The 25,366-nt window shown below is 65.3% G+C and carries 12 protein-coding genes; 5 read left to right on the forward strand and 7 right to left on the reverse strand.

Annotated features, from left to right (window positions below; all coding sequences use genetic code 11):
- Position 1: 1 nt before the first annotated feature.
- The 3 genes from edd to BUA05_RS07110 all read right to left on the reverse strand — a co-directional run bounded on the left by edd (position 2) and on the right by BUA05_RS07110 (position 4,626).
- A complete protein-coding gene (gene edd / locus BUA05_RS07100; RefSeq protein ID WP_072673972.1) occupies positions 2-1,816 on the reverse strand; it encodes a phosphogluconate dehydratase in 1,815 nt (604 codons plus the stop codon).
- Positions 1,809-3,248 (reverse strand): glucose-6-phosphate dehydrogenase, encoded by a 1,440-nt coding sequence (gene zwf / locus BUA05_RS07105; protein WP_072673973.1) that lies wholly within the window; start codon positions 3,246-3,248, stop codon positions 1,809-1,811. Before zwf ends, edd begins: the two co-directional genes overlap by 8 nt.
- A gap of 88 nt (positions 3,249-3,336) precedes the next feature.
- Positions 3,337-4,626: a sugar MFS transporter gene (locus BUA05_RS07110; protein WP_072673974.1), complete on the reverse strand. Its 1,290-nt coding sequence runs from the start codon at positions 4,624-4,626 to the stop codon at positions 3,337-3,339.
- Positions 4,627-4,774: 148 nt separating this feature from the next.
- On the opposite strand from BUA05_RS07110, the gene BUA05_RS07115 reads away from it, so the two are divergent.
- A complete protein-coding gene (locus BUA05_RS07115; RefSeq protein ID WP_084662511.1) occupies positions 4,775-5,797 on the forward strand; it encodes a LacI family DNA-binding transcriptional regulator in 1,023 nt (340 codons plus the stop codon).
- 178 nt (positions 5,798-5,975) lie between these two features.
- On the opposite strand, the gene BUA05_RS07120 is transcribed toward BUA05_RS07115, so the two are convergent.
- The 4 genes from BUA05_RS07120 to BUA05_RS07135 form a co-directional block, all read right to left on the reverse strand.
- Positions 5,976-8,741: a phosphoenolpyruvate carboxylase gene (locus BUA05_RS07120; protein WP_072673975.1), complete on the reverse strand. Its 2,766-nt coding sequence runs from the start codon at positions 8,739-8,741 to the stop codon at positions 5,976-5,978.
- Positions 8,738-9,754: a glucokinase gene (locus BUA05_RS07125; RefSeq protein ID WP_425429515.1), complete on the reverse strand. Its 1,017-nt coding sequence runs from the start codon at positions 9,752-9,754 to the stop codon at positions 8,738-8,740. The genes BUA05_RS07120 and BUA05_RS07125 overlap by 4 nt, the downstream gene beginning before the upstream one ends.
- A gap of 87 nt (positions 9,755-9,841) precedes the next feature.
- Positions 9,842-11,980 carry a S46 family peptidase gene (locus BUA05_RS07130; RefSeq protein WP_072673976.1) on the reverse strand — a complete coding sequence of 713 codons (2,139 nt, stop codon included), beginning with the start codon at positions 11,978-11,980 and terminating at the stop codon, positions 9,842-9,844.
- Positions 11,981-12,088: 108 nt separating this feature from the next.
- Positions 12,089-12,721: a DUF1826 domain-containing protein gene (locus BUA05_RS07135; protein ID WP_143150273.1), complete on the reverse strand. Its 633-nt coding sequence runs from the start codon at positions 12,719-12,721 to the stop codon at positions 12,089-12,091.
- A gap of 193 nt (positions 12,722-12,914) precedes the next feature.
- Here BUA05_RS07135 and BUA05_RS07140 point away from each other — a divergent pair, with 193 nt between their 5' ends.
- From BUA05_RS07140 to BUA05_RS07155, 4 genes are all read left to right on the forward strand, one after another.
- Complete coding sequence (locus BUA05_RS07140) at positions 12,915-13,802, forward strand: hypothetical protein (protein WP_072673978.1); 888 nt, start codon at positions 12,915-12,917, stop codon at positions 13,800-13,802.
- A 395-nt stretch (positions 13,803-14,197) separates the two neighbouring features.
- Positions 14,198-15,940, forward strand: coding sequence for a ShlB/FhaC/HecB family hemolysin secretion/activation protein (locus BUA05_RS07145; protein ID WP_072673979.1), 1,743 nt, complete (start codon positions 14,198-14,200; stop codon positions 15,938-15,940).
- A 1-nt stretch (position 15,941) separates the two neighbouring features.
- Positions 15,942-22,277 carry a beta strand repeat-containing protein gene (locus BUA05_RS07150; RefSeq protein WP_072673980.1) on the forward strand — a complete coding sequence of 2,112 codons (6,336 nt, stop codon included), beginning with the start codon at positions 15,942-15,944 and terminating at the stop codon, positions 22,275-22,277.
- Position 22,278: 1 nt separating this feature from the next.
- Positions 22,279-25,362: a CHAT domain-containing protein gene (locus BUA05_RS07155; RefSeq protein ID WP_084662512.1), complete on the forward strand. Its 3,084-nt coding sequence runs from the start codon at positions 22,279-22,281 to the stop codon at positions 25,360-25,362.
- The last annotated feature ends 4 nt before the right edge of the window (positions 25,363-25,366 follow it).

The following is a 25,366-nucleotide window of genomic DNA, read 5'->3' on the forward strand; positions in this document are numbered from 1 at the left end:
GTCACATTCCTCCGGTGGCGAGCATCGCGCTTGCGCCTTGTTCAGCCCCGTCGGCGAAGTGGCGCAGCATCCCGAACAATTCGCGCCCGGTGCCGGGTTCGCCGCGCGGGTCGGGCGCAGGTTCGCGGCTGGCAAGATCGGCGGTGGTCGAAAGCGCGCCCGTCACCGCGCAGACCTTGACCATATCGCCATCGCGCAGCCGCGCGAGCGGGCCGCCGCCAAGCGCTTCGGGCGTGCAATGGATCGCGTTGGGCACCTTGCCAGATGCTCCCGACATGCGCCCGTCGGTGACCAGCGCGACCTTGAACCCGCGATCCTGCAACACGCCCAGCGGCGGGGTGAGCTTGTGGAGTTCCGGCATCCCGTTGGCGCGCGGGCCCTGAAAGCGGACGACGACCACCACATCGCGGTCAAGCTCGCCCGCCTTGAAGGCGGCGGCGACCGAGGGCTGATCTTCGAACACGCGGCACGGCGCTTCGATCGTCCAGCGGCTTTCGTCCACTGCCGAGGTCTTGAAGCACGCCCGCCCGAGATTGCCCGTCAGCAGCCGCATGCCGCCATCGGGCCGGAACGGGTTGGTGACGGGGCGCAGCATGGTGTCGTCCATGCTCGCACCCACTTCGCGCCACACCAGTTCCTCACCGTCCAGCCCCGGCTCGCGGGCGTAATCGGAGAAGTCTCCGCGTCCGACGGTCAGAATGTCGGGATGGGCCAGACCGGCGCCAATCAATTCGCCGATGACATAGCCCATGCCGCCCGCCGCGTGAAACTGGTTCACATCGCCCGAACCATTGGGATAGACCTGCGCGATCAGCGGCACCGCGCCGGACAGTTCGCTGAGGTCATCCCAATCGAAAATCACGCCTGCCGCGCGGGCCATGGCAGGCAGGTGGATCGCGTGGTTGGTCGATCCGCCGGTCGCCAGCAGGCCGACAGCGGCGTTGATCACCGCCTTTTCATCCACGCACAGGCCGAGCGGGCGATAGTCGTCACCCTTGCGCCCCAGCGCGGCGACGCGGTGCACCGCCTCACGGTCGAGCGCCTGCCGCAGCTGCGTGCCCGGCTGGATGAAGGCGCTGCCGGGGACGTGCAGGCCCATCATCTCCATCATCATCTGGTTGGAATTGGCCGTGCCGAAAAAGGTGCAGGTGCCGGGCGAATGGTAACTCGCCATTTCGCTGGCGAGCAGTTCGGCGCGAGTCGCCTTGCCTTCGGCGTAAAGCTGGCGGACGCGCTGCTTTTCCTTGTTCGGGATACCCGTCGGCATCGGGCCAGATGGCACGAAGATCGTCGGCAGATGGCCAAACCTGAGCGCCCCCATCAGCAATCCGGGCACGATCTTGTCGCAGATGCCCAGCATCAGCGCGCCATCATACATCGCATGGCTCAATCCGACCGCCGCCGACAGCGCGATGACATCGCGGCTGAACAGCGACAGCTCCATCCCCGTCTCGCCCTGCGTCACCCCGTCGCACATCGCCGGGGTGCCGCCTGCGACCTGCGCGGTGGCGCCGATTTCGCGGGCGTAGATCTTCAGCCGATCCGGGTAACGACCATAGGGCTGATGCGCGGAGAGCATGTCATTATAGGCGGTGACGATGCCGATATTCGCGCCCTTGCCTGCCACCAGCGCGGCCTGATCCTCCACCGCTCCGGCATAGGCGTGGGCGAGGTTGGAGCACGACACGGCGCTGCGTTCGCCCATATTGTCGCCTTCGCGGGCGATCAGGTCGAGATAGGCGGCGCGGCTGGCCCTGGAATTTTCGATCACGCGCCGGGTGACGCGGTGCAGGGTGTCGTGAAGGGGCTTACTCATGCCACGTTACTCCGTCGCGTTCGGCCAGCGCGATGGCCGCAGAAGGCCCCCAGCTTCCGGCGGTATAGGTCTTGGGGGTCAGGCCTTCTGCCGCCCACCCGGCGCGGATCGCATCGACCCATTCCCATTGCGCCTCGACCTCGTCACGCCGCACGAACAGCGTCTGGTCGCCTTCTACCAGATCGAGCAGCAGGCGTTCATAGGCAATCCGCCGCACCGCGCCGCTGAAGGCGTCCTGCATCGCGATGTTGAGCGGCACCTGGCGCAAGCGGATGCCCTCGCGGTCCAGCCCCGGCACCTTGGCCATCAGCGACAGGGTGATGTTTTCTTCGGGCTGGATGCCGATCACCAGCCGGTTGGGCTGCATCGTCGCGCCTTTTCCGGCGAAGATGGAATGCGGCACGCAGGCAAACTGGATGATGATTTCGGTCACGCGCTTGGGCAGTCGCTTGCCGGTTCTGAGGTAGAACGGCACGCCCTTCCAGCGCCAGTTATCGACATGGGCCTTGATCGCGACGAAGGTTTCGGTGTCGCTCTCCTTGCCCAACTCCTCGTCATAGCCCGGCACGGCCTGTCCCTGAATCGCGCCCGCACGATACTGGCCGGTCACGGTTTCGCCCGCGACGACCGGCCGCAGCGCGCGCAGCACCTTGACCTTTTCATCGCGCACCGCGGTCGCATCGAAATGCGCAGGCGGCTCCATCGCGACCAGCGCGAGCAGTTGCAGCATATGGTTCTGCACCATGTCGCGGACCGCGCCCGCATCGTCATAGAACGCGACCCGCCCTTCAAGGCCGACGGTTTCCGCCACGGTGATCTGGACGTGATCAATATGCGCCGCGTTCCACAGCGGTTCGAACATCAGGTTGGCAAAGCGCAGCGCCAGCAGGTTCTGCACCGTCTCCTTGCCGAGATAGTGGTCGATCCGGAAAATCCGGTGTTCGGGAAAGGCCCCTGCCACCGCATCATTGATCTCGCAGCTTGAGGCCAGATCGGTGCCGAGCGGTTTTTCCAGGCACATCCGCACGTTCTCGCCCGTCAGGCCCGCCGATTGCAGGCCCTTGATGGTCGGGCCGAACAGGCTTGGCGCGGTTGACAGGAAGATCGCGAGGCCTTGGCTTGGCGTGCCGACCTTGGCGGCCAGCGCATCATAGCCTTCAAGCGTGGTCGCATCGAGCGATTGGTAGGAGAGGCGGTTGAGGAACTCCGCCATCCGCCCGCGCCGTTCGGCAGGAAGGTATTTTTCCAGCGCGGCCCGTGCGAAGTTGCGATATTCGCTGTCGCTCATGTCGCTGCGGGCGGTGCCGATGATCTTGAGATCGGGGCCAAGCAGCCCGTCGGCATCAAGCGCGAACAGGCTCGGCAGCAGCATCCTTTGGGCAAGGTCGCCGGTGGCTCCGAACAGCAGCAGGCGATCGGCAGTGAAGCTCATGCGAAAACAGCCCCTTTCGAATGGCGCCTAACTAGGCTGGCAAGCGCCTGCCTGCCAGCCTCGCGCATACTTATTCAGGGCTTCGCGCTCAGGCAGGGCGGCGCGCGAAGATCCCGAACCCGGCGATAATGGCATAACATGCCGCCGGAAGCACCAGCGCAAAGGCAAGGCTGGTGGCATCGGCGAGCGCGCCAAACATCGGCGGGATGATCGCGCCGCCGCAGATCGCGACGTTGATGATCCCCGATCCGTCCGCCGCGCGCGGGCCGAGCTTTTCGCAGGCGAGGCTGAAGATGGTCGGAAACATGATCGCGTTCATCAGGCCGACCGCGAGCAGCGAATAGCCTGCAATCGTGCCGGTCGCGTTGGCCGAAATGGCGAGCAGCGAGATCGCGCCTGCCGCAACGGTTGCCAGCAGCAGACCGGGGCTGACCATGCGCAGCACCGCCGAGCCGATAAAGCGCCCCACCAGCGCGCCGCCCCAGTACAGCGAGATCAGCTTGCCCGCATCCTGTTCCGGCAGGTTCAGCACCTGCGCCTGCATCAGGTAGTTGACGATGAAGGTGCCGATTGCGACTTCCGCACCAACATACAGGAAGATGCACGCAGCGCCGTAGCCAAACCGCGGGCGCTTCAGCAGCGCAAGCCCGTCTGCAAGGCTGGTCTGTTCGTGCTTTTCGCCTTTCAGCCGGTTGCGGAACAGCCAGACCACGCCCGCAACAATGGCCAGCGCGGTGGCAAGGCCCAGATAGCCGTTCACGATCGCCTGGCTTTCCGCCGTGCGATAGGCCGCAAGCTGGACGCCCGATAATTGATCAGCCGAAACCGTCGCCAGACCGCCAAGGATCAGCACTGCGCCAAAATAGGGGAAGATCGTGGTGCCGAGCGAATTGAACGCCTGCGCGAAAGTCAATCGGCTGTGGGTGGTGCGCTGCGGCCCGAGCAGGCTGATCAGCGGGTTGGCGACGATCTGCACCAGCACCACGCCGGTCGCGAGGATGAAATAGGCCAGCAGGAACATCGGGAACAGCGCGGTCTGGCTGGCCGGAATGAACAGCAGGCAGCCTGCCATCATCGCCAGCAGCCCCGCCACCGCGCCGCGCATGTAGCCCAACCTCTTGACCAGCCGCGCACCGGGGATGCCGACCACGGCATAGGCGATGAAGAACCAGAACTGCACCAGACTCGCCTCAAAAAAGCTCAGCGTGAACAGTTCTTTCAGCTTGGGGATGATGACATCATTCAGCGATGTGATCCCGCCGAAGATGAAGAACAGCGCGAACACGAAGTAATTCAGACCCGGCGCATCGACCTGCGGGCCGTCATCCTCGACCGGATAAGGATCGGTGCTGGTCGCCAGACCGGGTGCTATCGCCATGCTCTCTCTCCCCATTGCGAACGTTCACAAGACGCCGCTTGTGCAGCAATGCGCGATTGATTTGCAAGATTCCAGTGCGAATAGGAATGCACATCGAATAGATGCGCGCGCTTGCGCGGGAATAACAACAGGCCCTAGAGAAAACGCCATGAACGGGGGATCACGCAGACGGCCGACATCGTTCGATGTGGCGGAGCGGGCCGGTGTCAGCCAGCCGACCGTCAGCCGTGCTCTGTCCGGCTCTCCCGCGATTGCCGAATCCACCCGGCGCAAGGTGGTGGAGGCGGCCGAGGCGCTGGGCTATTTCGTCGATGAACGCGCCGCGCGGCTGCGGCGCGGATCGACCGGCACGCTGGCGGTGGTGGTGATCTGCCGCGAAGGTGACAGCGCCTCCAGCATCAACCCCTTCGCCTATGCCCTGCTGGGCAGCGTGTGCGTTGCGGCATCGCAACGCGGGTTTGAAACGCTGGTGTCGTTTCAGGCGCGGGCGGATGATTTCTTCGGCCACTATCAGGAACAGGGCCGCGCCGATGGGCTGGTGGTGATCGGCACCACCACCAATGGTCAGGCGTGGGAATATTTCCGCGGGCTGGAAAGCGACAGCCGCAAGGTCGCCTATTGGGGATCGCCCTTTGACGAGCTCGAATGGGTGCGGTCGGACAACCGCGCGGCGGGCCGCCTGGCGGTCGAACATCTGCTGGCCGCCGGATATCGCCGCCCGTGTTTCCTCGGCGCGCTCGGCACCCCGCAGGTGCAGTTCACCGAACGTTATGAAGGCTATGCCGAAGCGATGCGCGCTGCCGGGCTGAAGCCGTGCCTTGCCCCCACGGTCAACGCCCCCACCCGTGAGGAGGAAGGCCGCCGCGCCGCCCGCCGGTTGATCGAGCGCGGCGAGGATGTCGACGCGGTGTTCGCCGCCTGCGACGCCATGGCGCTGGGCGCGATCGAGGCCTTTGCCGCCGCCGATATCGCCGTGCCAGATGCGGTCGGCGTGATGGGTTTCGATGATCTGGTGGCCGGCCGGTTCAGCCGTCCGCCGCTCACCACGATTGCCCCCGATCCGGCCGAGGCCGGGGTGGCGCTGGTCGAAGCGGTGCTGGAAGGCGGCGATGCCAAGCCCCGCAAGCGCGTGCCGGTGTCGCTGATCAGGCGGGGCAGTACGGCGCGTTGATCGTGTTCCGCACGCCCTCCGGCGTGCGAAATCCTCGCTCATGCGGCCTTAAGGCCGCGTCGCTGCGTGCGGCCATGCAGGTGTGCTTCGCACGTCTGCGCCTTCGGCTTCGACTCCGGCCTTGCGGTCGCTGCGCGACCGACCAGTTCTTTGTCGGCGCGCGTGGGGAGGATCGGGATTACCCGTGCGCGCCGAATTCGTTGGCGATGGCGGTGCTGATCCGCAGCGACAGATCATTCGCGCGCGCGATTGGCGTCATGAAGTCACGCTCGATCGCGCCGTAGCCTTCCTCGCCGCCATCGGGGTAATCGCTTGCCTCGTCGAGCGGGAAGTCGCGCGGGCCGGGCACCCGCACCGGAAAGGCGCGGCGCAACTGGGCCAGCGCCTCGTCCACCCGCAAGGTCAGCACCATCTCGATCACGTCGCGGCGGCTGATGTCGTTGGCGCGGCTGAAGGCCGGGGCGGACACCACCTTCAGGAACATGTGTTGCAGCAGCGCCAGCCGCAGCGCCTGCAGCACGCCGATCCGGCGGCGCACCGCCTCGCGGTCGCCTGCCGGGCCATCCTCGGGCAAGAGGTCGGTCAAGCGGTGGAACTTGAGCGCATCGATCCTGAGCCGCGAGGCGAGGCGGCGGAACACGCCGGTGCGATCATCGCCGACGAGATATTCGGCCAGCGCGGCGCAGCTTGCCGCAAGGTGATCTTCTGTCCCGCGATAGGTGCGGCTGGCCCAGTAGGCTGAATTGAACAGCTCGCCAAAGGCCGCCACGGTCTTGATGCTGGCCACCGCATTGGCGGTGAGGGCAAGTCGCAGGATCTGCCGCCCGCGCGGGCTTTCGACCAGCAAGGCGGCGATTTCCTCGCGGTTGCTGTCGGCGGCGCTGCCGATCCCGGCGATGACATTGACCGGATAGCCCAGCTGCTGGAGGATCGCATTGTGCGGAATCGCCCGGATCTGGCGCAGGCTCATCTCGCGGTCGGCGTTGATGTCCGATTGGCGGCGCGAAACGCGGCTGCCGGTGGGGTTGAGCAGGCCGAGGCCGAACGCGGTCACAGCCCGTGAATAGGTGCGGCTGGCCAGGAAATCGCCCTGATATTCCTTGATCGCGCGATAGAAATCGAGGCTGATATCGGTGCGGTGGTAGAACGGATCGGCGGGCGCCGTCAGGTCGGTTTCGGCGGGGCGCAGATCGGCGATACGGGTCAGCGTGGCCAGCGCCAGTTCTGGGCGCGCGAAGAACAGGTAGCCATCGCCGCCCTGAAAGCTGACCTCGGGTTCCAGCCGGATGCCGGCCCGGGCAAACCGCCGCCGCGCCCAGGGTGACAGCGGCCATTCCAAACGGTCGCGCAAAGACGCCGGATGCGCGCCGCGGCCCATGCTTTCGCCGTGCGTGTTGAACACCAGCGCGGCGACATCCGACAGGCCATTGGCAGCCATGGCTTCGGCAAGGCGGCCTTGCAGCCGTTCGATCGCGAGGCTCGCCGGGATCTGGCCGACGAACCGCCCGGCATCGGAAAACCCGGTCTGGATCGCCACCCGGCCGCGTTTGCGCGCGTAATCGCGATAGGCCGGTTCAGCCAGCAGCGCATCGAGAAACCGCCCGCCGTGTTCCAGCGCGGTCTCGGTCTCGAACAGCGGCGAGACATCGACCTTGCCTTCCACCCCGAACAACCGCGCGAAATAAAGCGCGGCCAGCACCGTGGCGGGCTGTTCGCATTCGGCCACCAGCATCCGGATCGGGGCGTCGGCATCAATATGCCTGATGATCTGCGCCATCGCGATGAACTGGCGGATCGCGGTCGAACTTTCGGTCGCCAGCGCGGCGAAATTGGTGCGCAAGGGCCGCGTATCCTCGACCATGCGGCGCAAGGTGGCGAGCGCGCCCTTGCTGGCCAGATCGATCACCTCGCCTTCGGGCAGGCGGCGGCGGATGGCGTTGTGGAGCTGCTTGGCGTTCACCCGGAAATGGATCCAGCCCATCCCCAGCCCATCGGCCCGCATCGCCGCGGCAAGCGTGAGCAGCAGGGTGGCTCGATCCGGGGCGGCAGCTTCGGCCTCGGTCTCAAGCGCGGCGATCAGCGGCTTGAGCGAAAGCAGGTTGTCGGGGCTATGATCGGTCAGGCGGTTGGCAGCAGCGGCCAGCGCCTCGGCACCGGACAGGTCTTGCGCGAAATCCTGCGCGCGCGCCTGCGCAAAAGCGGTCGCCGGGCGCAGCGTGTCGAGCAGCGGGTGGGCCGGATCGAACCCTTCGAGGCTGGCGGTGTAGCGCGCCAGCCGCGCTGCCTTTTCCAACAGGCGGAAGGCGATCGAGGTGTGCCAGCCAATATCGGTGCGCCCGTCCATGTCATAGCCGACCCAGCTGGCAAAGCGGAACGGCAGCGGGCGGAAGGACTGCCAGTTGCCCGGCCAGCGGCTGCGGGCTTCGTCAAGCAGGCGCGCGACAATCGCATCGCGCGCATCCTGCGCCCGCGCCATCGCGGCCATCGCCTCGCTGTGTTCGTAGGCAAGCGTGACCGGCTCTCGCGCGGGCGGGGCGGCGCAGCGCGTCTTGTCGATCGTGGCTGTTGCCGAGGCCGCTTCAGCCACGGCGGCCGTCTGTCCGGGTGCCAGCAGAAAGGTCGGATGGGCGGTGAACACCGCGTGGAGCTGCGGGCGCTCCCACTGTTCGCGGAACGCCTCGAAATCGGTTTGGTCGCCCGCCAGCGCGCCGGGCTCGTCGGCTGGCGGCGCGAGCAGCTTGCGCAGCTTGCCAGCGCGATTGTTCAGCCCTTCACATTCGAGCTGGGCGACCAGCGCGGCCATGTCATCAAGGCTGATCTCACCCCCCTCCAGCGCGCGCGAAAGGTCGAGCGACAATTGGAACACCGGGTTGAACAGCGGCGTTTCGCGGGTGCGTTCGTGCAGGGCGCCCAGCCGGGCTTCGAGAGCGGCGATGGTCTTCACAAGGCTTCCCCATGCTCGGCAGCGAAGGCCGCTGCCGCGCCGAACAGGCCGGGTTGCGGGTGGATGATCAGCTTGACCGGAATGCCCGCCATCAGGCTTTCAAACCGCCCCTTGGCGCGGAACCTTTCGGCAAAGCCCGAGGCGCGCAGCGTTTCGCGGATGCGGTAGCCCAGACCGCCTGCGATCACCACGCCGGCAAAGCCGCCCTGCGCCAGCGCAATATCGCCCGCAACCGATCCCAGCGACAGGCAGAACCGATCCACCGCCGCCGCCGCAAGACTGTCTTCGCCGCTGGTGCCGCGGGTCCAGATGTCGATCGCATCGCATTCGGGCACGCTGCGCTGTTCGAGCGCGGCCAGCGCCTGATAGATATCGACAATGCCGGGCCCGGCCACCACCCGTTCAACCGAAACGCGGTTGTGGCGGCTGCGCAGCCGCGCAAGGATCGCGTCCTCGATGATGTCGAGCGGGGCAAAGTCGATATGCCCGCCCTCGGTCGCCTGCACCCGGTACTGCCTGCCCGATCGCCACAGATGCGCCACACCCAGCCCGGTGCCGGGGCCAAGCACGCTGATCGTGCCATCCCGGCCCAATGGCTTGTCCGGGCCGGCCAGATCAAGGAACTGGTCATCATCCGCGCGCGCGACCGCATGGGCGACCGCGGCAAAATCATTGACGATGGTATAGCGTTCCACGCCCAGCTTTTCCGGGATCAGCGCGGGGCGGATGATCCACGGGTTGTTGGTGAAGCGGATCACCGGATTGGGATTGCCAGGGCTGCCGACCGGCCCTGCAATCGCCATGCTGACAGCGGCAGGCAGGGTGCCGCCCTTGCGGCTGCGGAAGGCTTCCCATGCGGTCTGGAAACTGGCGTGATCGGCGGTGTGGAGCGTTTCCGGTTCGTCCAGCGTGATCGCCCCGTCCGCGCCCAGCGTGGCAATCGCAAAGCGGGCATGGGTGCCGCCAATATCGACCACCACCAGATCGGGCACCAGATCGCGCATCATGTTCATCCCCTCTGCCGCGTCGCCAGCGGGGAGCGTAGCAGGCGGCGCGCAGGATTCCCACGCGCCGCATACTTATTCAGATGAAGCCGCCGGTCAGTCGGCGGCTACGCCCATTTCGGCCAGCAGGCGCTGCGCCCCGTCGACCTTGTCCATGGTCCACAGCATGAAACGGCTATCGACATGGATGGTGCGGTTGATGGCGGGATTGTACATCCAGTCTGCCACCACGCCCTCGATCGTGCCGTCAAAGGCAAGGCCCACGAATTCGCCGCGCGCGTTCAGCGTCGATGAACCCGAATTGCCGTTGGTGATATCGACCGTGGAAAGGAAATCGACCGGCAGCGTGCCGAGTTCGGGCGCCACGTAACGCCCGTAATCCTTCGCCTTGATCAGTTCGATCATGGTGTCGGGCGCATCGAATTCGCCGCGTCCGGTGTGCTTGGCCACGATCCCTTCGGCGGTGGTGAAGGGCGTCCAGATCTGCCCGTCAACCGCCTTGCCGGTGACCTTGCCATAGGTGAAGCGCAGCGATCCGTTGGCATCGGGATACATCGTCTTGCCTTGCGACGCGGCATAGGCAAGCCGGGCTTCCATCACCGTGGAACGGGCCTTTTGAAGATCGCCCGAACGCGCCTTGTCGGCCGCCTCGCGGGCCATCGCTTCGTCATGGGTTGCGACCGCGAGCTGGATGAAAGGATCATCCGAAGCCTTGAAATCGGCCACCGGCTTGCCCAGCCATTCGAGCCGTTTTGCAGTGTCGCCCAATTCGGTTGCGGCGTAAAGTTCGGCCAGTTCGCGCCCTTCCATGAAGGCATCGAAGCTTTTCACGCGGTCTTCGGCGTCCAGCACGCGGTAATCTTCGAGCGCGGCCTCCCACAGGCCGCGGTCGATCTCGGGCATGTAACGGCGCTCGATCCGCTGGAGAGACTGGGTGGCGAAGGTGCGGTCGCGTTCCTGATAACCGGGTTCGCGGCTCTTGTCGGGCCGGGCCTGTTCGTTGGCCCAGCGATAAAGCAGCCGCGCGGCGCTGTAGAGCTGGCCGCGCCGGATCATCGCGCGGCGGGCATCGGCCAGCGCCTCGGCATTGTTGCTGGCTACCAGCGCGTCAAGCTCGGCCAGCGCCGCGCCATATTGTGCCGCGCGCCCCGGATCGGCGGCGATCCACGCGCGGAAGGCGGATTCCTCAGCCTGCTTGCGGTCGATCAGCGAAATCGCATCGGCCCCGGCAAGCTGGCCGGCGATCTTCTTTTCGTAGTTCTCGACACCCTGCAAGGTGGCGGCATAGGCGATCTGCGCGGCCTGATCGCCTTCGGTCAGGGCCTCTATCTGGTCGCCATACTCGGTCAGCATGCGCTGCTGATAGGGATAGAGTTCCTCGTAATAGAACCGCGCTTCGTCGGCCGTGCGCAGGCGTTCGGTGGTGCCGGGGAAGCCTGCCACCATGATGAAATCACCTTCCTTCACGCCGTCGCTGGCAATCGGGAGCCATGCCTTGGGCTGGAACGGCACGTTGTCCTGCGCATAGGTTGCCGATGAACCATCAGGCGCAACATAGGCGCGGTAGAAGGCGAAATCGCCGGTGTGGCGCGGCCACATCCAGTTGTCCTTTTCGCCGCCGAAATTGCCGACGCCCGCCGCCGGGGCATAGGTCAGGCGCACGTCCTTGATTTCGAGCTGTTGCTGGAGCCAGTATTGCTGACCGCCGAAATAGGCGCGCACATCGCAGCGGCGGTTGGCTTGACGTTCGCACGCTTCGATCAAGGCGGTGCGGTTGGCCTGCAACCGGTCATAACGGGCGCGGCCTTCCAGCCTGTCGGCACCCTTCATCATCGCCGTCGTCACATCGCGCAGGTCTTCGATCACATAGACCCGGCTGCCCGGCGCTGCGGGCAGTTCGTCCGCCAGCGTTGCCGCCAGAAAGCCGTTGGTCAGGTAATCATTCTCGGGCGAGGAATTATATTGCAGCGAACCGGCAACGCAGTGGTGGTTGGTGGCAACCAGCCCCTGCGGCGACAGGAACGCCGCCGAACAGCCGCCCAGCGATGCGATCGCGGTCAGCGGCGGGCGCTGGAGATCGCCCAGCGTCGCGGCATCGAGTTCAAGGCCCGCGGCCTTCATGTCCTCGGCGATTGCGCCGGTCTGGCTCGGCAGCCACATGCCCTCTTCGGCCATCAGTGCGGCAGGGGCGCAGATTATCAGGGCACTGGCCCCGGCAAGCAGGAATTTCTTCATGGGAAGCGTCACCTCATGATGGCGCGAAGGCCGCTTTCACCTGTGCAGCCCGGCGCTGGATTGGCGCCCGATCCGGGCATGGGGTGCCTGTTAGTCGACAATCGGGCTTCAGGAAATGGCCGAATTTGCCCTATCGACCAACTGCTTTTGCGCAGGGTTAAGCACCATCAGCAGGCGCGCGGCCCCGGTTCCGGCAATCGGCGGAGAGCGGTGGATGGCAGGCCGATCAGTGGCAAGCTTGCCCTTGAACAGGCCGATATCGAAGTGGTCCATGCGGTGGATGCGGCGCGGCTCTGCACCGGCTGTGATGCGCGCTGCGTCTTCATCTTCCAGCCAATCGGTTCCGGCGCCGACATAGGTGGTGATAAGCCGCGCGCGGACATAGTCGGCGTGGAACTTGCGGCACGAATCGCTGCGCACCACTTCGAGCCGCAATTCGAACCGGGCCAGATCCAGCGCCTCGCAAAACAGCCGGGCGAGCAAGGCAGCGTCATCGATCAGCGTTTGGTGGAGCGCGGCCCCGGCAAAGCCGTTCTCCGCGAGGCCAGAGCGCAGGGCGGCGGGCAGACCGGAAAGGCAGGTTTCGAACCGCAGGTCGCGCGGCGTCCCTTGGGTCAGCGCCGCAAAATCGGCAATCGGCCTGCGCTGCCAGATGGCGAGATTGCATTCTTCCGCGCGGATGGCGCAGAGGATGTCCGGCTGGCTGGAGATACGGGCAGAGCGGGTAAGCAGGGTGGCCATGATCGATCCGGTCGAAAAAGGTGTGATGTTGTAACATACCTGATAGGTCGGCTGCAAGGCGCTGGCAAGGCCTCTGCGTGGTTGCGATGAAAATGGCTCTTGCGAATGATTATCATTTCCGTCATGAAGGGATGGTCATTTTCCGGCCCGATGCAGGCCGGATGCAGCTCGAATGCAGGATCGAACCAACCCCATGAACAGCAAACTGAAACTCTGGACTCAACTCGGTCTCGGCACGGCGCTCGCCGGCGGGATGCTGGCAGCTTGCGGCGGTGAGGCTGGCGGCGAAGGCGGCGGTGAGGCTGGCGGCGACGGCGCCGACGCTGCTGCGGTGGCGCCGAGCGAGGCCGGAACAGGTGAAGCCGGAGAAGGTGAGGCCGGCGGCGAAGGTGAAGGCGCCGGCGGCGAAGGCGAAGGTGGCGAAGGTGAGGGCGGCGTTGCGGTAAGCCGCGCCGATAGCGATCCGGTCGCCTATGGCATTGCTCTTGCCGTGACCGAAGCCCATGTCATCGCCGCGCGCGATGCTTTTGCGGCGGGCAGGAAAGAAGCCGCCGCCGAAATGTTCGCCCATCCCGCGGCCGAGGTGCTGGTTGAAATGGATCCGGTCTTTGCCAAGCTTGGGGTCAAGGATTTCAAGCCGCTGCTGACCGATGCCTCGACCGCGGTGCTCGACGGAAAGGACGCGGCAGAGGTTAACAGGCGCTATGATGCGATCATCACGGCGTTGCGCGGCGCTGCGGACAAGGCTCCGGATAGCGGCGCCAGCGAAGCCGCCATCGCAAGCGGCATCATCGCCGACCAGATCGAACGGGCTGGCGCGATGTATCGCATAGCCGCCAAGGATGATCGCTACGAACCCTATCTTGATGGTTACGGCTTCTACAAGGTGGCCGAGACCGCCGCCGCGCGCGGTGGTGCCGCGATCAAGGCGGCCAACCCCGATGCCCATGCCCGCATCAGCGATGCGCTGGCGCTGCTCAGACAAGCCTATCCTGCCGCGACTCGTCCGGGCCGGCTGAAGCTTGAACCCGCGGCGCTTTCCGCTGCGTCATCGCGGGTGATGCTGGCCACGGCAAGCTGAGCTTCGGGCTTTGCGCCACCGGCCCGACGGGGCCGGATTTGTGCAAATGCGACAAAGTTAACCTTCATGGACAATTAGTGCCTAAAAATTAGCCTGTGCGCTTGTCTTTACCGTTTGCGGCTGTAGGGTCGCGTCCATCGTCCGGGGGGCGGTCGGGATGGGGGTAAAAGGGTGTCGGGACACCGCTGTTCCTGTCCGGGAAGATTGGGCATACGGCCGCGGTTGTAGGGATAACCTCCGGCTGCGGGATGAACGTTCCGGGGAAAAATTTGTCGATCGCTCAGCAAGTTCTGAAAGCCGTGGTGTGCGCGCCGCAGGGTGCGCTTCGCAGGAATGCGCCACCGCGTTCGCCTGATTGCCTAGGACGGGCCGCCATTTCGGCGCTGGCTCTGGCAATGGGCGGATTTCTCGCACCGCAGGCGGCCGAGGCGCAGGTGCGCATTGCACCGCCCACCCGCAGCGATCTTGCCCCGCCTGATCAGCGGCGCGATGACCGCTCGGTCACGCTGACGGTCGATGGCGATTTCGAACGCCCGCCCTGCGCGCTCGACCGGCCCGAATTTGCCGATATCCGTTTCACAGTGCAGGGCGCGCAGTTCAACGGGCTGGACCGGGTGCCGGGCCTGTCGCTCGACGAGACCTGGCTGGCCTATCAGGGCCGCGAACTGCCCGTATCGGTGCTGTGCGACATCCGCGCCGAAGCCAATGCCATGCTGCGGCGGCAGGGCTATCTTGCGACGGTCGAAATCCCCGAACAGAGCCTGTCCGACGGGATCCCCGATTTCAACGTGGTGTTCGGCCGTCTGACCGCGATCCGCGTGCGCGGCGATGCCGGCCCATCGGAAAAGGTGGTGGCCGGTTATCTGGAAAAGCTGACCACGCAGGATGTGTTCAACACCAACACCGCCGAACGTTATCTGCTGCTGGCTGATGACCTTCCGGGGCTGGACGTGCGCCTGTCGCTGCGACCGGCGGCGGGCGGTGCCCCGGGCGAGTTGGTGGGCGAGATCGCGGTGCTGCGCCGCCGCGGCATGATCGACCTCAACATCCAGAATTTCGGTTCGGAGGCGATCGGCCGGTTCGGCGGGGTGCTGCGCGGCGAAATCTATGATCTGACCGGGATGGGTGACCGCACGTCGATATCGGTGTTCTCGACGCTCGAATTCACAGAGCAGCAAACGATCCAGCTGGGCCATGATTTCCGCGTCGGGAGCGAGGGCCTGCGGCTGGGCGGCCAGTTTACCTGGAGCACGACCGATCCCGCGCTCGGCATTCCCGGTTTCGATGTCGAATCCGAAACGGTATTTGCCAGCATCTTTGCGAGCTATCCGCTCAAACGCACCCGCGCGCACAGCCTGTTCGCCGATGTCGGCTTCGACATGGTCAATCAGGATGTCGAGGTGAACAACATCGCCCTGACCGATGACAAGGTTCGCATGGTCTATGCCCGGCTGTCCGGTGTCTGGACCGACGAGGATTCGATCCGTCGCATCGGGGGCTACTCCCCGTTCGAACCGAAACTGCGGCTGGAATACGGGTTCGAGGCGCGTCAGGGGCTTGATGTCTTCTCCGCCAGCCCGGATTGCCGGCCCAACCTTTTGGCCTGCCTGTTCGGCGGGGTCGTGCCGCCAAGCCGGATCGAGGCCGATCCCACCCCGCTGCTGGCCCGCGCCAATGCCGGGATCGAATATCGCCCCGATCCGCTGCTGACCTTCGCGCTGGAGACAGTCGCGCAGCTAAGCAGCGATCCGTTGCCCGCCTTCGAGGAACTGGCGGCGGGCAGTTTCACCATCGGGCGCGGCTATGATCCGGGCGCGGTGCTGGGCGACAGCGGGATCATGAGCAGTTTTGAACTGCGGTACGGATCGCTTGCGCCCAAGGGCCCCGACTATGTGACCGTGCAGCCCTTTGTTTTCACCGATGTCGCCTGGGTCTGGAACAGGGACCCTAGCCGCCGGCCGGGCAACCCCGACCGGTTGTGGTCGGCAGGTGGCGGTTTGCGGTTTGCCTGGGGCCGCGGCCTGCAGAGCGATGTCTTGCTGGCCGTCCCGCTCGAACGGCCCGATCTTGCGCCCCGGCGCGGCGATGTGCGCCTGATGGTTTCCTTGACCGCCCGTCTGTTCCCGTGGAGATTTTGAGATGACCGATCCGACCCGGAACCGTTCGCGCCTGATGCTGGGCAGTGCGACAGCGGCGCTGGCCCTGGCGCTGGCATTGCCCCAGCGCGCCGAGGCGCAGGCCATCAATGCCGACGGCTTGGTGGTGGTCGGGAACGCGGAAATCATCCAGGGCTCGCTTGAGGACTTCATCGACATCCAGTCGCCCACGGTGGTGATCGACTGGACCCCGTTCGAGAATGGCGTGGGCGATGCGCTCGATTTCCTGCCGACCGGTGCGACCGCGCGGTTCGAGTCCTCCAGCTTCTCCGATTTTGCCGTGCTCAACCGGATCCTGCCTGCGACCAACGGCAATATCGCGGTGATCGATGGCAGCGTAATCTCGCGTGTCTTCGGACAGACCGGGCCGACTCCCGGCGGGTTTGTCGCCTTCTATTCGCCCACCGGCATTCTCATCGGCAGTAACGCCAGTGTCGATGTCGGCAGCCTGATGCTGACCACGCTTGACCCGACTCCTGCCAGTTTTGCAGATTTTGCCGAAAATGGCGGGTTCATGCAGCTTGCCGGTGCAACCGGTTCGACTGCCCGGATCCAGATCGATGCCGGCGCGCTGATCACTGCCTCGCCCGAAAATGCCTTCTTCGCAGCGGTGGCCGCCGATGTGGAGATGCGCGGCACCGCGTTGGTCAACGGCAGCCACGCCTATGTCGCGGGCGAGGTGGTGCGGCTGCAATTCTCGAACGGGCTGTTCAACATCATTGTCCCGGTCGGCACGGCGGCCAGCGGCACGGTGATGGAGATTGACGGCAATGTCGGCGGCCCGTCGAGCACCGGGCTGACGGGTGACAATCACATGATCTATGGGGTCGCGGCCGCCCAGAATGATCCGATCAGCATGATTTTCCGCGGCAATCTCGGCTTCGAACCGGCCCAGAGCGCGGGGGTCATCAATGGCGAGATCATTCTTTCCGCTAACTACGACGTGTTCGGGCGATTTGTCGCCGGCGGATCCATTGCCGACGGGATCGAAGCGCAGTTCAGCCAAACCGATTCATTTTCCTCGGGTCAGGCCGACCTGTTCCTTGAAGATTTCACCGCCACCAGCAGCCTGCTGGCGGTTGGTACGCACCGCACGCAGGCCATCGCGTCCGGCGCGGGAAGCTTGGTGGAGGGCAACCTGCTGCTGGTCGGGCGTGAAAACGCTGAACTCATAGCCACCAACGGGCAGGATTTCACCATCTCGGGCGACGTGCTGGTCGACGCCCGCGATTATGGAATTGTTTCATCAAGCCTTGGAGAATTGCTGCTGGCAAATGCCCAGGGCGGCGATGCCGTGATGGAAGCGAACACCAATGGCGCCGTGGCTGTCGGCGGCAACGCTTTGGTGACGGCAGATGCGTTTGGCGGCACCTATTTCGGTCCGGACACAAACGGCCTGTTTCAGGCTGGCAGCGCCTTTGCCGGCACAGCGCGCATGGGCGCCAATGCGGCCAGCCTTACCGTCAATGGTTTTGCGACCCTCTCATCACGCGGCGTGGGATCAAGCGGTTTCAACCATGACTTCGGGGCGGAAGCACGCGGCGGGATTGCGCAATTCTTTGCCACCAACAGCGGCATCATTTCGGTGCAGCAGGATGTGTCGGTGCTTGCCGATGCGGTCGGTGCCCTCGGAGCGACACTCGGGAATTCGACGGCTTCGGATGCCTTTGGCGGGGATGCGCTGTTCGAGATCTTCGAGGACGGAAACATTTCCGTCGGTGGAAGCGCATTTCTTGATGCCAGCGCAAGGGGCGGCTTGTCGAACGGTTCGGGCGATGGCTCGCTTGCCGATGCCGGAAACGCCCGCGTTTCGGCCGATGGCCCTGGCCAGATCATCCAGATCGTCATCGGCGGCGATCTGACCCTTGTCGCCGATGCCGCAGGCGGCACCAATCAGGGCGGCACCGGCGGCACAGCCCTGGGCGGTGCGGCGCGGCTGGTGTCATCGGGGGCCGGCTCCATAACGGGGGGCGGCTCCATCACCGTCACCGGCAATTTCTCGGCGAGCGCAACCGCTGAAGGTGGTGTGGGAACCGCAGGCGGCGATGGCTTTGGCGGTATCTCCGGGGCGATTGCTGATGCCGGTGTGGTCGACATTGGCGGTAGTGCGGTGGCAGACAGCAGCGGCGTGGGCGGCAGCGCCTTTTTCGGGTTCGGCGGCGATGGTGGTGATGGGCTGGGCGGAAATGCCTTCCTGCAGGCCACCGGAACCCTCATCGATACGGCGACCCTGACGGTTGGCGGGGATGCAACGGTGATCGCCGATGGCGAAGGCGGCGGGGGCGGATTGACCAATGGCATCATTCCCGGCGGGCGCGGCGGCAATGGGCAGGGCGGGACATTCAGCATCCCCAATCAGGCCGATCCGAACTTCAATAGCGGCGCTTTCATCCTTGCTGGCGCCGATAACGGGACGATTGCGATCGGCGGTCAGGCCTTTGGCAGCGCCACAGGCACTGGCGGGACGGGCGGCAGCTTCAACTCCAGTTTCACCGACCAGGGGCCGGAAGACGCAGGCGATGGCGGCGACGGGACCGGCGGTCTTGCGCAGATCGGTCTTGCGCTGCTGGGCTTTGATGGCTCGGTCGGCCTTGGCAGTGCAACATTCACGCAACTGAATGTGCTTGCCGACGGTTTTGGCGGCTCGGGCGGTTTCGATCTGTCGGACAATTCGACCGGATTGCTCGGCGGGCTGGCCGGTAACGGCTTTGGCGGCAATGCCTTTCTGACCGCAAGGGCGGGCGAGGTCATCGCCGACACGGCCGAGCTTTCGGCTGGCGGCCTTGGCGGGGATTCGAACGTTGGTGGCAACGGCACAGGTGGCGTTGCCGGAATCCTCGGCGGTCTGGGCGGCATCGCCACACTGGGGAGTTTCTTCGCGTCTGCCGAGGGTGGAGGGGGCTTCGGGCTCAACGGCGTGGGCGGAACCGGCCTCGGCGGTCAGGCCTTCATCAATTTGCAGGACATTACTGTTTCGGTCAGCGGCGACACCTTCATTGATGCAACTGGTTTCGGCGGTTTTTCCGATGGTGACGGCGGCGGCGACGGGACGGGCGGGACGGCCTTTATCGGCGCGATCGACAACACCACCGGCAGCGGCACCTTTATCGGCAATGCTTCGATCACCGCCAATGGTTTTGGCGGCGGGCCCGGTGAAAACGCGACCGGCGGGACCGGGCGCGGCGGGCTTGCCTTTGCGGAGGCGGGCGGCATCTTGCGGTTTGGCAGCCTGCAGGTCACCGCCACCGGTGCCGGCGGCGAGAACGAGGGGAACAATCCCCCTATCGTCGGCGGCGACGGAATTGGCGGTTCCGCTGAACTGCGCAGCCGTGGTTCGGGCAGCCAGCTGATTGTCGAACGCAACACGCCTAATGCCTTCAACGATATCACGAACGGAGGCGGGATTGTCGCCGCTCTGGGTCTGGGCCGAAGCACCAATGGCGGAAGCGGTATCGGGGGATCGGGCACCGGCGGTACTGTTCGACTGTCGGCGATTGGAAGCGGCAGCATTGTCTTGCCTTCGGATCCGGCAGGCGATCCCAATAGTGCGCCCTTCATTGGTCTGAACGCACGCGGTTTTGGCGGTGGCTCGCAGGTTGAAGGTGGGACTGGCGGCGTTGGCACCGGCGGTGTCGGCATCATCGAAGCCGATGAGGGCGGCACCATTTCGATGGGCGCCACGAACTTCACAGTGTTTGGTGTTGGCGGAAATGGCATAGGCACTGGTCTCAATATATCCGGGGGTGATGCGTTCGGCGGTGAACGCCTGATCAGCGTCACCAACGGGGCCGAACTGACGGCCGCACTCGCCTTCGGAACAGCCGGAGCAAGAGGCGGGAACGGTGTGGGCAGCGGCAATGGCGGCAACGCGACAAGCGGCAGCAACTTGCTCGAAGTCACCAATGCGACGCTCAACATTGTCGGCAATTTCCTCGTCTTCGATCAGGCGATTGGGGGCAACGGCCAGCAGGGCGGCTCTGCTACCGGGGGAACGGCCGGGTTTGCGGCGGAAAATGCGACGATCAATTTCATCCCTGATACCAATGGCAATTCGTCACTTCTGCTATCAGCCGATGCGACTGGCGGAAATGGCGTGGATCGTGGTGGCGATGCCGTTGCTGGAACGGCCACGATCGGGATCAGCGGATCAAGCCTGATCGCCGGGAACATCCAGCTTACGTCGGCAGCGCGCGGCGGCAACGCCAGCGGACCGGGCGGCATCGGCGGCAACGCCACGGCTGGAAGCGCGACCCTCACGGCCTCAGATTCGACCATCGAACTGCTCGGCAACAACGAGATATTGTCCAATGCCATCGGCGGTATTGGCGGCACGCAAGGTTCCAGCGGCGTTGGCGGCAATGCCGCAAGTGACGCGGTTACGGTGAATTTCACCAATTCGCAGGTCAATATCTTGGCTGGAAATTCAAGCCCGGGCACCCTGCGGCTCGGTTCGCTCGCGGATGGCGGTGACGGCGACCAGATGGGTAATGCGACCAGCGATAGTGCCCAGTTGCAGCTTAACGGCGGTTCGTTGAGCGCCGACGACATCCGGGCCGAGGCCTTTGGCTTCGCCAATGCCAACACCGCCGGGCAGCTCGGGGGCTTTGCAGAAGCCGGCGTGGCCGAGATCGCGCTCGAAGGCGATGCCGTGCTAAATGCCGGACGGATCGATCTGATCAGCAATGCCGGTACCTCCAGCGGGGGCGCTGCGCGGGCCGGGCAATCGGTGTTTCAGGTGCTCAGCGGCAGCACGGCGCAGATTTCCGCCGGAGATTTAAATCTGTTCGCCGATGCCACGGGGGCCGATCCGGGCGCTTCGGGCAACACCGCCGGACGTTTTGAAGTGAATGTCGCCGGTGGGAGCCTCGACCTCATCAGCCTCACCGCTTCGGCGCTGGGTGATGCGCTTGCGACCGGAGCCTCGCCCTCGCAGCTGATTGCAGACGGCGGGAACATCAACATTGATGCCACTCTTGATGCGGTCGCGCTGGGGGATATCGCGGTTCAGACCGGACAGGGCGGGATCATCGGCAGCCCCACCACCACCACCAGCAGCAGCACGGCGATTTCGCTGACGTCGGAAGGGCTGATCACGATCAGCGGCGATGATGACGGGGCGATCGGGCTGGGCGGCAGCACAATATCGCTGACCTCGCGCGATCTCGATATCCTGTCGGGTGCGCGGATCGGGGCGGATGTCGTCTCGATCAGCTCGCTAGAGACCGATTTCACCGCTGTGCTCGGCGGGACGCTCGAAGGTGATGGCTTTACCCTGACCGCTGCTGAAGCAGCCCGGATCAATGCCATCGGGCTGGATTTCTTCTTTCCCGAAGTTTTCGCCACCAGCGATCCCAACCAGCCCGATCTGCTGATCCGCGATCTTTCGTTCAGCGGTCTGAACGTCAGCGAGGTCGCGATGTTCGTGGGCGCGGATATCAGCGGGATTGTGCGGGTGGAAGGCACGGCGCGTTTTGAAAACGCCTCTTCCGATACGCTTCTGAGCATCCGCGCGGGCGAGCGCATCGAAGTGGTCACGCCCGGAGGGCTCCTGATGACCGACAATGATGGCTTGCCGGCCGGGACGCTGTCGCTCAATGCGGGCAGCATCTGGGCCGCAGATGCAGATACCATCGCCCAGTTGCAGGCTGATCCGGTGTTTGCCGGGCGCGATGCGCTGCTGGCGGTCGCCGCACAGGGCAGCGAAGATCCGCTCGGCTATCTGCGTGCCGGACTGGTTTCTCTGGGCGTCGGCAGCCAGCTGCTGGTGCGCAACACCGGCACTGACATCGAACAGGGCGGGATCCTGGTGGGTGAGAGCGGATTGTCGATTGCCGCAGACAGCCAGTTCAACCAGGGCGCTCCGCTCGATGTCTTCGCCTATGGCCGCCGACAGCGCGATGACGGAAGTTTCGTGACCGGCGAAGATTTCTTCAGGGAAGTGAACTTCAACCGCACCGGACAGAACCCGACGACCTATCTTGAACTGAGCGCGTTCAACGATTGCATTATCGTTACCGGTGATTGCCCGCTGCCGCCTCCGCCTCCGCCTCCGCCGCCTCCGCCGCCGCCGCCGCCGTCTTCACCGGAGCAGCAGCTGCCGCCGCTCAACAATCCGACGGTGGTTCTCGATCCGATTACGCTGGCGGAACCGGTTGCCCCGACGGCGGCCGAGCAGAACGAGCAGTTTGGGATGGACTTCCCCGAACGGCCTGAGGCGCCGCTGATCTCCGAGGATCCGCTGCTTGATGACCCGGTCGCAAGCGGCGGGGATGCCTCGCTGTATCTTTCGCCCGCCGGTGCCGGCGGGGAGGACAAGTGAAATGAGCATTCGCATTCCTGATCGCCTCGCCGCCCCGGTTTTCGCGCTGGTGCTGGGCCTTGCCGCGGCACAGGCTGCCCCGGCCGCCGCGCAGGTGGTTCCCGCTGCCGAGCAGACCAGCCTCAGCCTGCGGGACACCTTTCCGATCGGGTCGAACGGATTGTGCGAAGCGCAGATTCTCTCGCCCGAACCGGGGGCGGGGCTGTTTGACCGGCGTTATTCGGTGATCTGCCGCGATGCCGCCGCGCCAGTCGGAACGCTATGGGTGGTGCGCGGGGCTGCTTCGGACATTGCCTCTGCCCGCTTTGCCGGAGGCGATGCGACCTGCACCCCGAGTGATGATAAAGTGAATGCACCCGGCCTGCCCGAAGCCGAGCGGCTGGTCTGTGCCAAGGCCGGCAGCGCGCTGCGCAGCGAATTGCTGTTGGGGCGCAGCGGAACACGCACCTATGCGGCGAGCGGTCTTGCCGCTTATGGCAAGGCGCTCGAACTCGGGCTTGCCTCGCTGGCCAGTGACAAGGTGCTTCCCGGAACGGTCGAAATCCCGATGACCGCTGCGACCGACGATATTGCGTTCGCGCGCCAGCAGGCCGAGGCGATCGCCGCCGATCAGGCGCTGATCGAGGCATATCGCCGCAGCAATGCCGGCAATTTCGCCGAGGCGGCAGAATTCTTCGCCGTGTCTTCGGCGGCGCTTGCCGGGCCGGGGGCGACCGAAGCCCGGCTCAACGCGGCGCTGCAGCAATCCAACCTCGGACACTATGCCGAGGCCCGCCGCCTGTTTGCCGACAGCCGCAGCGCAAGTGCCGCCAGCCCGGTGCTGGCCCGCCTGCTGCGCAATTACGAGGCGATGAACGCGCTCAACCAGAGCAAGCCCGAAGCCGCGCTGGCGGTGCTCGATGCGCCATTGGTATCCGATTTTGGCGAGACCGATGAACTCCGGGCGCTGCGGATCGGCCCGGCCCTGGCGGGCCAGCTGGCGAGCGAGAGTGACCGCGTGACCGGCGCCTATACGCTCAGCCTGACGCCGCTCGAACGCGCGCAATTGCTCGATGGCCAGCACGCCTATCTCAGGGCTGCCGCGCTGCGCCTGCTGGGCCGCGCGGACGAGTCGACCACTTTCCTGCAACAGGCCGAAAAAACCTTGTCATCGGTGCGCGATGGCCGGGTGGTGTCGATCATCTGGCTAAGGGCGCAGGTGCTTGGCGAACTGGCAGAGGGGTCTGAACGCAGAGGGCAATCGGCCGACGCCGAACGGCTGCACCGGCAGGCGATTGCCCTGCTGGATACCAGCTATCCGGATTCGCCCGCCTATGACAGCGCGCGCGCGCAGCTGGCCGGGTTCTTTGCCCGCAGCGGCCGGCGCGCCGATGCCCTGACGCTGTACCGCGACATTGTCGCCGATGCCGAGGGGCGTCCGCTGCTGTCGTTGCGCAGCCTGTTGACGCCCTATTTCGCGCTGCTGCTGGATGGCGGGCCGGATGATGGCAATGTGGCTGGCGATCTGTTCGCGGCCAGCCAGCTGCTCCAGCGTCCGGGCCTTGCCCAGACCCAGGCCGTGCTGGCGCGGGAATTGTCGGCCGGCAGCGATGATGCAGCCCAGCTGTTCCGCACCGCGACCAATCTCGGGCGCGGGGTCGAACAGCTCAGGCTGGCCCTCATCGAACTGCGTTCTGCCGATCAGATCACCGGGACCGAACAGGCGCAGATTGCCGAGCGTGAACAGCAGTTTGCCCAGTTGCAGCAGCAGCAGGCCGAGGTGCTTCAGCAACTGGCTGCCTATCCGCGCTATCGGGCGGTAACAGGCAGTGTCATTACCCTGCCCGATCTGCAGGCGATCCTGCGCGAGGGTGAGGCCTATGTGAAACTGGTCACGCTCGATCGCGGGGCCTTCGTGATCTATGCGACCAAGGCGGACGAACGGGTCTGGCGGGCCGATGCCACCCCTGCCGAGCTTGACAGTCTGGTCGGCAAGATCCGCGAAAGCATCGCCGTCGTCGAAGGCGGGCAGGTGCTGACCTATCCCTTTGATATCGAACGCGCCCGTGAACTTTACGTGCGCCTGTTCGCGCCGGTTGCAGATCGCCTGCCGGCGCTTGAACATATCGTGTTCGAACCCGACGGGGCGCTGCTCAAGCTGCCGCTCAACCTGCTGGTGACCGATGATGCCAGCGTCGCCGACTACAAGGCCCGGCTGGCGGGTCGCAATGCCGACGAATATGATTTCCGCGGCACGGCGTGGCTTGGTCGCAAGACCCAGATCAGCACCTCGGTGGCGGCATCGGCCTTCCGCGATGTGCGCGCGGCCCCGCCTTCGGATGGCAAGCGGGCCTATCTCGGGCTGGGCGAGAATGTGCCGATCGGTCCGGGAACCCCCGGCGGCGCCCGCACCCGCGCCGCTTTGGAGGCCGGGGATGATTGCCAGTGGTCGCCCAATATCTGGGCCAATCCGATCAAGGCGGACGAACTGCTCGAAGCCGCCTCGCGTTTCGGCACCGCCTCGCGGGTGCTGACCGGAGAGGCGTTTACCGACACGGCTATCGGGGGGCTCGCCGATCTCGGCGAATACCGCATCCTGCACTTTGCCACCCATGGCCTTGTGACTGCGCCCAAGCCGGAATGTCCGCCGCGCCCGGCCTTGCTGACGAGCTTCGGCGAAGGCGAGGATTCCGACGGTCTGCTCAGCTTCGCTGAAATCTTCGGTCTCAGGATCGATGCCGACCTCGTGATCCTGTCCGCCTGCGACACCGCCGGCAGCGCCACCATTGGCGCGACCCGCGAGGCAGGGGTGACCAGCGGCGGCGAATTCGCGCTTGATGGGCTGGTGCGCGCCTTTGTCGGGGCGGGCGGGCGCACGGTGCTGGCCAGCCACTGGCCGGTGCCGGATGATTTCGACGCGACCGGGCGGCTGATTTCGGGCCTGTTCGCCGAGGGCAATGGCGATACCGCCAAGAGCGGCCGCGAAACCGCCCAAGCGCTGCGCGAATCCCAGATCGGCCTGATGGATGATGCGGATACCTCGCACCCGTTCTACTGGTCGGCGTTTGCCGTGGTGGGTGACGGCGCGGCCCGTCTGGTGCGCTGACGGA

Origin of the sequence: Erythrobacter sanguineus, assembly GCF_900143235.1 — a bacterium.
In the GTDB taxonomy this organism is placed as follows: domain Bacteria; phylum Pseudomonadota; class Alphaproteobacteria; order Sphingomonadales; family Sphingomonadaceae; genus Erythrobacter; species Erythrobacter sanguineus.

Bases quoted from the DNA above. Each gene is read 5' to 3' on its own strand.
- zwf (WP_072673973.1), bottom strand. From the start codon at position 3,248: ATGAGCTTCACTGCCGATCGCCTGCTGCTGTTCGGAGCCACCGGCGAC.
- edd (WP_072673972.1), bottom strand. From the start codon at position 1,816: ATGAGTAAGCCCCTTCACGACACCCTGCACCGCGTCACCCGGCGCGTG.
- BUA05_RS07110 (WP_072673974.1), bottom strand. From the start codon at position 4,626: ATGGCGATAGCACCCGGTCTGGCGACCAGCACCGATCCTTATCCGGTC.
- BUA05_RS07135 (WP_143150273.1), bottom strand. From the start codon at position 12,721: ATGGCCACCCTGCTTACCCGCTCTGCCCGTATCTCCAGCCAGCCGGAC.
- BUA05_RS07150 (WP_072673980.1), top strand. From the start codon at position 15,942: ATGACCGATCCGACCCGGAACCGTTCGCGCCTGATGCTGGGCAGTGCG.
- BUA05_RS07125 (WP_425429515.1), bottom strand. From the start codon at position 9,754: ATGAACATGATGCGCGATCTGGTGCCCGATCTGGTGGTGGTCGATATT.
- BUA05_RS07140 (WP_072673978.1), top strand. From the start codon at position 12,915: ATGAACAGCAAACTGAAACTCTGGACTCAACTCGGTCTCGGCACGGCG.
- BUA05_RS07115 (WP_084662511.1), top strand. From the start codon at position 4,775: ATGAACGGGGGATCACGCAGACGGCCGACATCGTTCGATGTGGCGGAG.
- BUA05_RS07155 (WP_084662512.1), top strand. From the start codon at position 22,279: ATGAGCATTCGCATTCCTGATCGCCTCGCCGCCCCGGTTTTCGCGCTG.
- BUA05_RS07130 (WP_072673976.1), bottom strand. From the start codon at position 11,980: ATGAAGAAATTCCTGCTTGCCGGGGCCAGTGCCCTGATAATCTGCGCC.
- BUA05_RS07145 (WP_072673979.1), top strand. From the start codon at position 14,198: ATGGGCGGATTTCTCGCACCGCAGGCGGCCGAGGCGCAGGTGCGCATT.